Source organism: uncultured Allobosea sp., assembly GCF_945957345.1.
Taxonomy (GTDB): domain Bacteria; phylum Pseudomonadota; class Alphaproteobacteria; order Rhizobiales; family Beijerinckiaceae; genus Allobosea.
The window spans coordinates 1-13,357 of record NZ_CAMFKW010000079.1; the positions used below are offsets into that span (position 1 = coordinate 1).

Here is a 13,357-nt window from a genome sequence, read left to right on the forward strand (position 1 = left end):
TCAGAGAGGTTATTCCCAGGCGCAGACGGTGCAATCGGGCCGTTCCAACACATCAATTCGAGATCAAAACGCTCGTCGTCACGGTTGCGGCGTGGCGCATTCTGACGCTCAATGCGGCAACTTCGCCCACCCCTGAGGACGAGACCCATGCCGCGTGCTCCTCTCCGCTCTCCGCGACTTGCGCTGGTTCACGGCGTTGTCGCCGCATTCGGACTGCTGGCGCCAACGCTCGCCTTCGCGCAGGTCCCGGCTCCCTCGGCTGGGCCTTCGCCCCAGATGGCAGCCGCACAAGCGGGATTCGAAGCCTTGCCCGAGGCGGAGCGCAAGGCGATTCAGAACGATCTGATCTGGGCCGGGCAGTTCAACGGCGCGGTCTCCGGCTCCTATGGCCCGCTGACCTTCCGCGCGATCAACGCCTTCAAGGGCACGCGCGGCCCGGCCGATGGCCTGCTGCCGCCGGCCGAGCGGGCCGCGCTCGCCAAGGCGGCGCAGGCGGCGCGCGATGCGGCCGGCTTCAAGGTCCTGGCGGACGACAAGACCGGCGTGCAGATCGGCATCCCCCAGAAGCTCCTGCCGAAGCGCGACCTGACGCCCTCCGGCGGCAGCCGCTGGCAGAGCGCCGACGAGAAAGTGACGCTCGACACCTCGGCCACGCCGCCCGGCGGCGACGACCTTGCCGCGATCTACGAGAAGGCGATCACCGTCAGCCCGAACAGCCCCCGCAAGATAACCTACAAGCTGCTGAGGCCGGATTTCTTCGTCGTCACCGGCGAGACGCCGACCGGGCGGTTCTATCGCCGCCTCGCGACCGGGCCGCAGGGCCTGCGCGGCTTCTCGATTGGCTATGACAAGGCATTGGCGCCGACCGTGGACAAACTGGTGATCGCAATCGCCGCGAGCTTCGAGCCCTTCCCGACGGGAGCCGTTCCGGCCCAGCCTTCGGCCGTTGCCGGGGTAGCCGCGAACCCAGCCTCAGGACTGTCCTCGCTACTGCCCCCCACGACGCGCAGCAACGAGCGCTATGGCGTCGCGCTGGCGCTGAACGAGCGGGTGGCGCTCAGCGTGGCGGCAGCAGTGGACAACTGCCGAACCTTACGTGTCGGCGCCCGCAACGCGAAGCTGCGCCAGAAGGACGATGCGAGCGGGCTCGTGCTGCTTGACCTGGACGGCGCGGGCGCCGCGAAGCCGCCGGGCCTGCGCAGCGAGGCTGCGGGCGCATCCGAAGCGCTGGTATTGGTCGCCTATGGCAATGAGGCCGGCAAGCGGGCCGCCGTCGCTCTGCCCGGGCAGAGCGCGCAGGCCGGCGGCAAGCCGGCGCTCAGCGCGCCACTCCAGCCGGGCCAGGCAGGCGCGCCAGCCTTCGACCGGCAGGGGCGGCTCGTTGGGATTGTCACCGATAACCCCTCCGACAAGATCCTGATCGCCGGCGTCGCGCCGCAGCGCAGCTACGCCTTCGCCGACGGGGCAGCGATCCAGGCGATGCTCGGCAAGGCGGGCGTATCGTTGCCACCGGCAGCAGCCGGCCAGGAACTCAGCACAGGTGCCGTGGTCGAACGGGTCTCGGGCGCGGTCCAGCCGATCGTCTGCAGCCTGTAGCCGTCATCGCCCTGCTTCATCATCATTCCGGACGCTGCGCAGCGGAGACCCGGGCCATCGTGGAACACCCCGCCTTTCGATAGATTCCCGATCGGCGCGGCCTCACCGCCTGTCCGGGATGACGGGGGAGGTGGCGCGCCTGCTGGCTCGAAGCGAGGTTCAGTTCCCGGCGCTTGCCCCGACCAAATCGAACCAGCCGGCCTCGTCGACGACCTCGACGCCATGCTTGGCGGCATCCTTGAGCTTCGACCCGGCGCCCGGCCCGGCGACGAGCAGGTCGGTTTTCGATGAGACCGAGCCCGCGACCTTGGCGCCGAGCCGCTCGGCCATCGCCTTGGCCTCGTCGCGGGTCATGCGCTCCAGCGCGCCGGTGAAGACCACGATCTTGCCGGCGACGGGACTGGCCGAGGCCACCGCCTCCAGCGGCTGAGGCGAGACCTGCGCCAGCAGCCGGTCGAGCAGTTCCTCGTTATGCGGCTCGCCGAAGAATTCGACGAGAGCCTCGACCACTGTCGGCCCGACGCTGTCGATGGCGTCGAGTTCCTGCCGCTCGGGCGAGGCCTCGTCGGCTGCGGCGATGCCGGCCGCCCTGAGCGCCTCGAACGAGCCGTAGTGCCGCGCCAGCAATCGTGCCGTGGTCTCGCCGATATGGCGGATGCCGAGCCCGAAGATGAAGCGGTTGAGCGGCGGGGTACGCCGGTCCTCGATCGCATCGAACAGTTTGGCGACGCTCTGGGCGCCGAACCCCTCCTTGGCCTTGAGCTTCTTCAGCGGATTGGCTGCATCGCGTGCGGCAAGCGTGAAGATATCGGCCGGCTCCCTGACGGGAAGCTCGGGATCGCTATGGAAGAACTCGATCTGCTTGTCGCCGAGCCCGTCGATATCCAGCGCGTCGCGTGAGACGAAATGCTTGAGCCGCTCGACCGTCTGCGCCGGGCAGATCAGGCCGCCTGTGCAGCGGCGGATAGCGTCTTCCTTGCCGGTGCGCGGGTTCAGCTCGCGCGTCGCATGGCTGCCGCAGGCTGGACACAGCGTCGGAAATTCATAGGGCCTCGAATCCGCCGGGCGCTTGGCGAGATCGACCGCCTCGACGCGCGGGATGACGTCGCCCGCCCGCTTCACCGTGACGGTGTCGCCGATGCGGATATCGGTGCCGTCGCGGATCGGCAGGCCCTTGGAATCGAAACCGCGGATATAGTCCTCGTTGTGCAGCGTCGCGTTGGTCACGACGACGCCGCCGACCGTCACCGGCTTCAATCGCGCCACCGGCGAGAGTGCGCCGGTGCGCCCGACCTGGATATCGATCGCCTCCAGAACCGTCGTCGCCAGCTCCGCCGGGAACTTATGCGCGATCGCCCAGCGCGGCGCCCGCGAGACGAAGCCGAGCCGAGCCTGCAACGCCAGATCATCGACCTTGTAGACCACGCCGTCGATATCGTAGCCGAGCGTCGCGCGCTGGCTCTCGATCAGGCGATACTGCGCGATCAGTTCCGCCACACTCTCGCAGCGTTTCATCAGGGGGTTGGTGCGGAAGCCCCAGCGCCGGAAAGCTTCGACCACGCCCGATTGCGTCGGCGCCGGCAGCACCGGCATCTCGCCCCAGGCATAGGCGAAGAAGCGCAAGGGCCGGGCGGCAGTGACGCTGACATCGAGCTGGCGCAGCGAACCGGCGGCCGCATTGCGCGGATTGGCGAATTCCGGCAGCCCCTTCTCGCGCTGGCGCTCGTTGATCCCTGCGAAATCGGCGTGTCCCAGATAGACTTCGCCGCGCACCTCGGCGATCTCAGGCACATCCGGCCCGGCAAGCATCTTGGGGATTTCGGAAATCGTGCGGGCATTGAGGGTGACGTCCTCGCCCTCCTCGCCGTCGCCGCGCGTCGCGGCCGCGACGAGTTCGCCCTTCTCGTAGCGCAGCGAGAGCGAAAGCCCGTCGATCTTCGGCTCGGCCGTGAAGGCGATGCCGCCCTCCTCTTCCTTGCGGCCGAGGAAACGGTAGACCCGCCCCACGAACTCGGCGACCGCCTCGTCGGTGAAGGCATTGTCGAGCGAGAGCATCGGCACGCGATGCCGGATCTTGGCGAACTTGCCGGAAGGCTTGGCGCCAACCTTGCCGCTGACGTCACTCTCCTGCTTCAGCGCCGGAAAAGCCTCTTCCAATGCGACGAGCCGACGACGCTTCGCGTCATAGGCCGCGTCGTCCATGATCGGCTGGTCGTCCTGGAAATAGGCGTCGTTCGCAGCCTGGACCTCGGCGGCGAGCAGCTTGTGCTCGGCCTTCGCCTTGCGCGGCGTCAGCTCGGAAACCGGCATTTCGGAGGGGGCGGAATCTTCGGCGTCGCTCATGGCACAGCATTAGGCGAGATGCGCGTGACGAGGAAGGGCAGCAGTGTTTGCGGCGCGCGCAAGGCCGTGCCGCCCCGAAAGCCTGCGACAAATCCGGCTTTGGCGCGTATAGTTTTCAGGCTGGGAATTGGAAGCTCGACGCCGCAGGCCGTTGACACCAAGGTTCACGTCGACCGCCGCTGGCGAACCGGGCCGGAACCGGGAGTTACGCCATGGCCAATCTCGACGGCACCGTCCATGACATTGTTTCGATCTCGCAGCCACGCATCAAGGCCATCACAACGCGCGATCTGCTCGAGGCGCTAAGGCGCGGCTGGGAGGATTTCCTGGCGCAGCCGAGCCATCTCGTCTTTATCGCCGTGATCTATCCCGTCGCCGGCATCCTGCTGGCGCAGCTCACGGTGAGCTACAACATCTTCCCCCTGCTCTTCCCGCTGCTGGCCGGCTTCGCCCTGATCGGCCCCTTCGCCGCGATCGGGCTCTACGAGATCAGCCGCCGCCGCGAGAAGGGTCTGGATTCGTCCTGGATCCACGCTTTCGAAGTGCTGCGCTCCCCCTCGATCCGGCAAATCCTCATGCTGGGCGCGATGCTGACCGGGCTCTTCATCGCTTGGCTGTTCAGCGCCTGGTTCCTCTATCGTGGCATCCTCGGCCTGCCGGCGGACGTTTCGACCGCCGACTTCTTGCGCGCGGTCTTCACCACGGCCGACGGCTGGATCATGATCGTCATAGGCAACTCGCTCGGGCTGCTCTTCGCGATCCTCGCCTTCTCGATCTCGGTCGTGTCCTTCCCGCTGATCATCGACCGGCATGTCGATGCGCCGACCGCGATCCGCACCTCGATCGCCGCAGTCGAGGCCAATCCGCGCGTGATGATGTATTGGGGCCTGATGGTGACCGGGCTGCTGGTGCTCGGCTGCCTGCCGGTGCTGGTCGGCCTGATCGTGGTCATGCCGGTGCTTGGCCACGCCACCTGGCATCTCTACCGCAAGGTCGTCGGCTGAGGCCTGCGAGCGCCAAGGGGAACCTTTGGTCCCCAAAACGGGTTCCCCCTGCCAGATCGAGCCGCGAGGCTCCATTCCGTCAGGGGGCTTTTCATGAACAACATCATCTATCTCGTCGGCCTCGTCGTCGTCGTCCTCGCCATCCTCTCCTTCCTCGGCCTGCGCTGAGGAAGGAGCACGGGGACGCTATCGACGCGCGCCGGATAGCGAGATTCAGCCGCGCGGGCCGCCGCGCGGCTTGCCCTTGCCGAACGGCCTGCCGCCGGCCGGGCGCCCGCCATCGGGCTTGCCGGCGAAAGGCTTGCCCTTGCCCGCGAACGGCTTCTTGAACCCGCCACCGGGCTTGCCGTCATCGCGACGCGGCGGGCGCGAATCGTCGCGCGGAGGCCGGCCGTCCGCGCGATAAGGCTTGCGGTCCTCGCCCCGCGGCGCGCGTTGATTCGCGTCCCGAGGCTCGAAGCGTGCCCGTTGCGGCCTGTCCTCACCGGCGGCCTGATCGTCTCCCCAGCTCCGGCGCGGCGCAGCGGGGCGCTCGGCCTTGTCGGCGAAGGACTTTGCGGGGCGCCGTTCTGCCGCGTCGGTCATCTCGATCACGATCTTGTCGCGATCCGGGATGCGAACCGACTCGTAGAAGCGCTCGGCCACATCGGCATCGATCTCGACCTTGGTCTCCCGATCGAAGATGCGGATCGCACCGACCTCGTCGCGCGTGATACGGCCACGGCGACACAGCATCGGCAGGAGCTGGCGCGGATCGGCGCCCTGCTTGCGGCCGATATCGAGACGGAACCAGACGGTGTCGCCTCGCGGACCGGCGGGCTTGCGCGGACGCTCGCCATCCTCGCCCTCGTCGCGCCCGGCGCCGAACGGACGGCGCTTGGCGGCATAATCCTCGTTCGTGCGGGCCGGACGGCGCTCATCGCGGCCGAAACCGGGATCGCCGACCTCTTCCGCCGCCGGCAGGCGGGCGCGGTAGAGCCGAACCAGCGCCGCAGCGATGTCGCGTGCCTCGCGGCCCGCCATCAGCGCCTCGATCATGCCGGCATCGTCCTCGGACCCGTCACCATTCAGCAGCGGATCGGAGAGCAGGCGCTCCTGATCGAGGACGCGGATCTCATCCTCGGTCGGCGGGCCGATCCATTCGGCCTCGACCTTGGCTTCCATCAGCAGGCGCTCGGCCTTGCGGCGGCGCGACTGCGGCACCAGCAGCACGCTCGTGCCCTTGTTGCCGGCGCGGCCGGTGCGGCCCGAGCGATGCTGCATCACCTCGGAGTCGTTGGGCAGTTCGGCATGGATGACGAGGTCGAGCCCGGGCAGGTCGATGCCGCGCGCGGCGACGTCGGTCGCGACGCAGACCCGCGCCCGGCCGTCACGCAGCGCCTGCAGCGCCGCGTTGCGCTCGTTCTGGCCGAGCTCGCCCGACAGCGCGACGGAGGTGAAGCCGCGCTCCAGTAGGATCGCCTCGAGATGGCGCACGGCGTTGCGGGTGTTGCAGAAGACGAGCGCCACCGGCGCATTGTGGAAGCGCAGCAGGTTGACGACCGCGAGCTCGGCTTCCTTCGGGAAGACGCGAACGGCCTTGTAGGCGATGTCGGCATGGCCGCGCCGGGTCGCTTCCACCTCGATGCGCAGCGCATCGCGCTGGTAGCTCTGCGCGAGCTGGACGATCGCCTTCGGGAAGGTCGCCGAGAACAGCAGGCTCCGGCGGCTCTCGGGGGCGGTCTTCAGGATGTATTCGAGATCGTCGCGGAAGCCGAGATCGAGCATCTCGTCGGCCTCGTCGAGCACGACGGCCTTGAGCGCGGAAACGTCGAGACGACGGCGCTCGATATGGTCGCGCAGGCGGCCGGGCGTGCCGACGACGATATGGGCGCCCTCGTCGAGCAGCATCGCCTCGCGGCGCGGGTCCATGCCGCCGACGCAGGAGATCACCCGCGCGCCGGTCTGGGCATAGAGCCAGGCGAGCTCGCGCTGCACCTGCAAGGCAAGCTCGCGCGTCGGCGCGATGATCAGAGCGAGAGGCTCAGCGGCAGGGCCGAGCTTCTCGGCCGTACCCAGCAGCGTCTCGCCGATGGCGAGCCCGTAGGCGATGGTCTTGCCGGAGCCGGTCTGCGAGGAAACCAGCAGGTCGCGCCCGCGGGCGGCGTCTTCGATGACGGCGCTCTGCACCGGCGTCGGGTCGGAATAATTGCGATCGGCGAGCGCGCGCGCGAGCGGCGGGCTCGTGAGGGAAAAGGACATGCGATAACGGCCTAAAGGTTTGCGGCGTAAGGTGAATTAACGGCGCGAAGCGTGGCGATGGGTTCAGGCGGCATTCGGTAATCGGACCGAAAAGTGGAACTCACTTTTCAGAAAATCCGATGCCAAAACAAATAATTAGGTCGCCCCCCAAGGCGTCCGGCAGGACGCATGGCGATCTAACGGGCAGCTGCACCATCGGATGACAGCGGCTCATAAAGCAAAGCGATACAAAAGGAAATGCGTCATTCCCGCGCCCCGCGCAGGGCTGAGCCGGGCCGGACGCGCCTTGCCGGCAGGGCGGCGGCCCCTCTAGCTTCCCGGCCTCACCGAACGCGCGTGATGCCGAAGCGGAGAACAGCCATGGTCCAGCAGTCCCGCCGCATCGGCGCTTACGACGTCTCCATCCTGCATGACGGCGTCTTCGAGGCGCCTCTCGACGTCCTCATCCACGCCGATGGCGAAGCCGCTCGCGACGAGGCGGTCGCGCGCTGGGGCAAGCCGAAGGTCAGCATTGTCGTGAATTGCTTCGCGCTGAAGGCCCCCGACGGGATCACGCTGATCGATGCCGGCACCGGCCCCTCATGGGGCGGGGCGATGGGCCATGCGCCGGCCGCCATGACTGCTGCGGGGATCGCGCCGGAAAGCGTCGCCCGCGTCCTGATCACGCATCTCCACGGCGACCACGCACTCGGCCTGTTCGACGGCGACAAGCCGTTCTTCCCGAATGCCGAGATCATCGTGCCCGAGGCCGATTTCGGCTTCTATGGCGACGAGGCCAATCGCGCGCGGGTGCCGGAGAACAAGCGGGGCGCCTTCGCGATCACCGCGGCCCTGAAGAAGCTCTATGCCGGCCGCATCCGCTCGGTTCCGGTGGGCGAGGCCCGGCCCGGCATCGCCCTCATCCCCTTGCCTGGCCATACCCACGGCCATAGCGGCTACCTGATCGAAGGCGCGGACGAGAGCCTGCTGCTCTGGGGAGATGCACTGCACCTCTCCGATCTTCAGGCCTCGGACCCCGATATCGGCTTCGTCTATGATTTCGACGCCGCGACCGCGCTGGCCTCCCGCCGTGGCATCCTGGAACGCGCCGCGCATGAGAACTGGCTCGTCTCGGGCGGTCATGTCGAAGGCTTCAAGAGGGTGGTGAAGAAAGGCGCAGGCTACGAGTTGCAGCCAGCCTGACGGCCTTCAGCCGCGCAATCCCGCTGCCTGCAGCAGGCGCCCGGCCGCGGCGCGGGCTTCCTCGGTGATCGAGGCACCGGCCAGCATCCGTGCGATCTCCTCGCGCCGCGCCTGGTCCTCCAGCGCCGTGACCCGCGTCACGGTGCGCGAGGCCTCGCCCTCCCCCGCCGATTTGGCGATCAGGAAATGCTGACCGGCCTTCGCCGCGACCTGCGGCGCATGGGTCACCGAGATAACCTGGACCCGGCCCGCGAGCCGCGCCAAACGATCGCCGATCGCATCGGCGACAGCACCACCGACGCCCGTATCGATCTCGTCGAAGACCAATGTCGGAGCCGAGCCGCGCTCGGCCAGCACCACCTTGAGCGCCAGCATGAAGCGCGAGAGCTCGCCGCCGGAGGCGACCTTCATCATAGGCCCCGGCCGTGTACCCGGATTGGTCTCGACCCAGAACTCGACCTTGTCGAAGCCTTCCGGCCCACGCGCGTTCGTGTCGCTGTCGATGCGGGTGATGAAACGCGCCCGCTCCAGCTTAAGCGGCGGTAATTCAGCCTTCACGGCCGCATCGAGCCGCGCCGCAGCGGCCTGGCGAGCTGCGGACAACGCCTGCGCCAGCCCGACAAAAGAATTTTCGGCCTCGGTCAATTCCGCTTCGAGCCGCGACAGCGACGATTCGCTTTCGTCCAGCGCAGCAAGATCGCTCGCCATCGTCGCCGCCAGGACGGAGAGGCCATCGACCGGCACATCGTATTTGCGCCCGGCCGCTCGCAGCGCGAAAAGCCGCTCCTCGATCCGCTCCTGCTCCCGCGGATCGTATTCTGCCGCGCGGGTCGCAGCGGCGAGCGCCTCGCCGGCCTCCTCCAGCGCGACGATCGCGGTATTGAGCGCCGCGATCGAGGGATCGACGAGTTCCGGCGCCTGGCTCGCCCGGCGCTCCAGCCGTCGCAACACGGCGGCGAGCGTGGGAACAGCCGAGGATTGCCCACCGACGGCCTCATAGGCCTCGTTGAGATCGCGCGCGACCTTCTCGGCCTGCATCATGCCCTGGCGGGTCGCAGCGAGCGCATCCTCCTCGCCGAGCTGCGGCGCGAGCTTGCCGAGTTCCTCGACGGCATGGCGCAGGAAATCCGCCTCCTTGCGCGCGGCCTCGACACGCAGGCGCTGCGACTGCAAGGCCTGCCGCGCCCGCTTCAGCGTCTCGCTCGCGGCAGCGACTGCCTCGGCCTGCGCCTCCAGCCCGCCGAAACCATCGAGAATCGTGCGGTGCTGAGCCGGATCGGTCAGGGCGCGGTCGTCATGCTGGCCATGGATCTCGACGATGGCCGCGCCGACCATCCTGAGGATTTGCACCGAGACCGGCTGGTCGTTGATGAAGGCGCGGGTGCGCCCATCCGCATATTGCACACGGCGCAGGATGAGATCGCCGTCGGTGTCGAGCTCCTGCGCCTGCGCCAGCTTGCGGGCTGGATGCTGCATCGGCAGATCGAAGACGGCGCTGACCTGCCCTTGAGCCTCGCCATGGCGCACGAGCGAACCATCGCCACGCCCACCGAGCGCCAGTGCGAAGCCATCGAGCAGGATCGACTTGCCTGCACCGGTCTCGCCGGTGAGCACGCTCAGCCCCTCATGGAAGCCGAGATCGAGCCTGTCGATCAGGACGATGTCACGAATCGAGAGCTGCGCCAGCATCGGCGTTCAGCCCAATCGTTGGAAGCAGCAGGATCGCCCGTTGCCCATCATGCGAGGGGCGTCCTTCCTCGTCAGAGACTGCCGATCCCGATGATGCCGCCGACCGTGCGCGAGAAGCCCTGGAAGGCGCGGCTGATATAGGAACCGCGATCTTCGCGCGGTTCCAGCCCGCCGCTCTTCAGCAGGCCGTAGGCGTCCTTGTACCATGGGCTGTCGGGGAAGTTGTGCCCGAGCACCGCCGCAGCCGTCTGCGCCTCGTTGGTGATTCCCATTGCCATGTAAACTTCGGTCAGGCGCATCAGCGCCTCTTCGACATGGCGGGTGGTCTGGTACTTGATGATGACTTCGCGGAAGCGGTTCACCGCGCCGGTGTAATTGCGCTTCTCCAGATAGTAGCGCCCGACATTCATTTCCTTGCCGGCGAGTTGGTCCTTCGCCACCAGGAGCTTTTCACGGGCGTCGACCACATATTCCGACTTCGGATAGGTGACGATCAGATGCTCCAGGGCCTGGATCGCCTGGCCCGTCCGCTCCTGGTCGCGGGTCGCGTCCGGAATCTGGTTATAATAGGACATCGCCAGGATATACTGCGCATAGGCTGCGTCCGGGCTCGCCGGATTCTGCGCGATGAAACGCTTCGAGGCTGTGATCGCCTCTTCCCATTTCGACGCCTGGAAATTGGTATAGGCCGTCATCAGCAGGCCCTTGCGGGCATAGGGCGAGAACGGTGCGGTCTTGTCGATATCCTCGAACTTCTTCGAGGCACCTTCGCTATCGCCGTTCTGCAGGCGGGCGAGACCTTCGTTATAGAGCTTATCCGCCGGCGTCGGCGGCGTCAGGTCCGGCTTGTAGACCTCGGGCTTGTCGAAGGGGTTGAGCGAGGACAGACTATCGCAGCCGCCGAGCAGCATGGCGGCACCCAGCGCAAGAGCGATGCCCCTGCGCGGTGAAAGGCCGCGATGGATTGCCGGAAGGCTTTGCCGCGTCACGCTCACGTCGTCCGTCCTCTTTCGATCGTCCCTGCTGGCGGGAAGCATGCCTTACCTCAGACGCTTCCCCCGCGCCACTGCCGAAAACCGGTTATGACGTGATTCCGCACGGATGCGGCATCTGGGACAAAAACCCGGCGAATGGAAGGCGAAGCAGTCTTCGTCCGCGCTTCAGTGCAGATCCGGCGCGAAGGCGGCCGGGGCAGCGGCAGCCATCTGCACGGCGCGCGGGGCCGCGAAGACCGGCTGGGATTCGACGATCGCGAAATTCGCGCGGTCGGCGAACAGCGCCTGGAGGATCTGGACATTCATCCGGTGACCGCCGCAATAGGAGCGGAACTCGCCGATGATCGGATAGCCGGCGAGCGCGAGGTCGCCGATCGCGTCGAGCACCTTATGGCGCACGAACTCGTCGCCATAGCGCAGCCCCTCGGGGTTGATGACTCGGTCGTCACCAACAGCGACGGTGTTCTCCAGGGAGGCACCTTGGGCGAAGCCCGCCTTCCAGAGCTGCTCGACATCGCGCATGAAGCCGAAGGTGCGGGCCTTCGAGATCTCGCTGGCATAGGCCTGGGCGTCGAGATCGAAGATCTTGCGCTGGCGGCCGATCACGGCGCTGTCGAAATCGATCTCGACATCGAGGCGGAAGCCATGGTCGGCCGGAGCCAGCTCGGCAAAGGCGCGGCCCTGCTCGATGCGGACCGGCTGAAGAACCTTGAGGTAGCGGCGCGGCGCGGCGAGCGTCGTCATGCCGGTCGCTTCGATGGCGGCGACGAACTCGCGGGCGCTGCCGTCCATGATCGGCATTTCCGGCCCGTCGATCTCGACCAGCACGTTGTCGAGCCCCATGCCGGCGCAGGCCGACATCAGATGCTCGACCGTCGAGACCGAGGCCGGGCCGCGATCGCCGATGACGGTGCAAAGCTCGGTGGCGCTGACCTTGGTATGCTTGGCGTGGATGAGCTGGGGCGGCATGCCCTCGATGCCCGTGCGCAGGAAGACGACGCCGGAATTGGCACTGGAGGGCTTCAGGCAGATGCTGGCGGGGGCTCCGGAATGGACGCCGATGCCGGTCAGGGTCACGGCTGCCCGCAAGGTCGTCTGCCGATCGAAGCTCATTCCGTCATCCAATCCTGATCATCGGGGCAGCCTCTCTTCCGCCGCGGCGGGGTGGCAGGACCACGATGTCTATCCAAGGCCGGCACCGGAGCAGACCCGGCGACGCTGTCGTTCTGATGCGCCGCAAGATAAGCTTTTGGAGCCGCCTCTCAAAATCACGCTTTCTTTCGCTGTGTTACAGCGCTGCTCGACCAGAGCGCGCGCATTAAAGCCCTGAAAGATAAACATTTTCTAACGACGAAAAGCCCGCCGCGGGGATACCGCGGCGGGCCTTGTTACAGAGCCGTGAAAGGCTTGGATCCGGTCAGTTCGCCTGGCGGCGGAGGAAGGCCGGGATCTCGAGATGGTCTTCCTCGCTCGAGCGAGCAGGCTGAGCGCGGCCATGCGGGTCGAGCTGGCCCTGCGCGGGGCGCGAGGCCGGCTGCGGCGCCGGGCGGCGCATATACTCGGCATGCGCTGCGCTCGGCGCGGCCGCCTGCGGCATCGGGGCCTGCGGCATCTGGCGGACCGGCGCCGGGGCCGGGGCCATCTCAGCCTCGTCGTCCTTGCGGCCGCCGAAACCGACCGAGGCGAGGCGCTGCATCAGCGACATGCGCTTCTGCTCGACCGCGCTCGGCGGTGGCGGCGCAGCCTGAGCGCCACGATGCGCGTTGAGCTGGGCCTGGCCCGGAGCCGGCAGGTCCTCGACGCGCGGCATGCGGGTCGGGCGGACGACGGCGCGCTCCGGCATCGGCGGGATGAAGCTCTCGTCGAAATGCAGGCTCGGCTCGGCATGGTGGACGGGCTCGGGCGCCGGCGGGGCGACCATGACCGGGCGCGGCTGCACCGGCTCGATGCGGATGTCGTGCGCGACCGGAGCGATCGGAGCAGGCTCCGGCATCGGGGCCGGGGCGATGCGCGCCGTCTCGATCACGGGGGCCTGCGGCGCGACCGGGCGGGCGGCGGCGACGGCGGCGTTGCTGCGCAGGCGGGCTTCGGCCTTCAGGCGCTCGGCGACCTGGGCGATCCGGGCCTCGGTGTCGTCGTTCTCGACCTGCGACGAGATCGGCTTGTCGATGCCGGTCGCGACGACGGAGACGCGCACGGTGCCTTCAAGCGATTCGTCGAAGGTGGCGCCGACGATGATGTTGGCCTCGGAATCGACCTCCTCGCGGATGCGGGTGGCGGCCTCGTCGACCTCATAGAGCTTCATGT

The 13,357-nt window shown here is 67.7% G+C and carries 8 protein-coding genes and 1 pseudogene; 3 read left to right on the forward strand and 6 right to left on the reverse strand.

Going from position 1 to position 13,357, the window contains the following annotated elements; genetic code table 11:
* Positions 1 to 306 precede the first annotated feature (306 nt).
* Positions 307 to 1,596: a serine protease gene (locus Q0Q36_RS23785; RefSeq protein WP_293802160.1), complete on the forward strand. Its 1,290-nt coding sequence runs from the start codon at positions 307 to 309 to the stop codon at positions 1,594 to 1,596.
* A 159-nt stretch (positions 1,597 to 1,755) separates the two neighbouring features.
* On the opposite strand, the gene ligA is transcribed toward Q0Q36_RS23785, so the two are convergent.
* Positions 1,756 to 3,939, reverse strand: a complete 2,184-nt coding sequence (gene ligA / locus Q0Q36_RS23790; protein ID WP_293802162.1) for an NAD-dependent DNA ligase LigA — start codon at positions 3,937 to 3,939, stop codon at positions 1,756 to 1,758.
* Between the two features lie 212 nt (positions 3,940 to 4,151).
* Between ligA and Q0Q36_RS23795 the strand changes: the two genes are divergently transcribed.
* The gene (locus Q0Q36_RS23795) at positions 4,152 to 4,943 is read left to right on the forward strand and encodes a DUF2189 domain-containing protein (RefSeq protein ID WP_293802164.1); all 792 of its coding nucleotides are present in this window, start codon (positions 4,152 to 4,154) and stop codon (positions 4,941 to 4,943) included.
* A 213-nt stretch (positions 4,944 to 5,156) separates the two neighbouring features.
* Here Q0Q36_RS23795 and Q0Q36_RS23800 read toward each other — a convergent pair whose 3' ends face one another.
* Positions 5,157 to 7,184: a DEAD/DEAH box helicase gene (locus tag Q0Q36_RS23800; protein ID WP_293802166.1), complete on the reverse strand. Its 2,028-nt coding sequence runs from the start codon at positions 7,182 to 7,184 to the stop codon at positions 5,157 to 5,159.
* 360 nt (positions 7,185 to 7,544) lie between these two features.
* On the opposite strand from Q0Q36_RS23800, the gene Q0Q36_RS23805 reads away from it, so the two are divergent.
* On the forward strand, positions 7,545 to 8,366 hold the full coding sequence (locus Q0Q36_RS23805) for an MBL fold metallo-hydrolase (RefSeq protein WP_293802168.1): 822 nt from the start codon (positions 7,545 to 7,547) through the stop codon (positions 8,364 to 8,366).
* Between the two features lie 6 nt (positions 8,367 to 8,372).
* Here the strand turns inward: Q0Q36_RS23805 and recN are convergent, their stop codons facing one another.
* From recN to Q0Q36_RS23825, 4 genes and pseudogenes are all read right to left on the reverse strand, one after another.
* Complete coding sequence (gene recN / locus Q0Q36_RS23810; protein ID WP_293802170.1) at positions 8,373 to 10,055, reverse strand: DNA repair protein RecN; 1,683 nt, start codon at positions 10,053 to 10,055, stop codon at positions 8,373 to 8,375.
* Positions 10,056 to 10,126: 71 nt separating this feature from the next.
* Positions 10,127 to 11,044, reverse strand: coding sequence for an outer membrane protein assembly factor BamD (locus Q0Q36_RS23815; protein ID WP_293802172.1), 918 nt, complete (start codon positions 11,042 to 11,044; stop codon positions 10,127 to 10,129).
* A gap of 171 nt (positions 11,045 to 11,215) precedes the next feature.
* Complete coding sequence (lpxC, locus tag Q0Q36_RS23820; RefSeq protein WP_265060241.1) at positions 11,216 to 12,163, reverse strand: UDP-3-O-acyl-N-acetylglucosamine deacetylase; 948 nt, start codon at positions 12,161 to 12,163, stop codon at positions 11,216 to 11,218.
* A 304-nt stretch (positions 12,164 to 12,467) separates the two neighbouring features.
* Positions 12,468 to 13,357, reverse strand: a pseudogene (locus Q0Q36_RS23825) (cell division protein FtsZ); the annotation flags it as partial.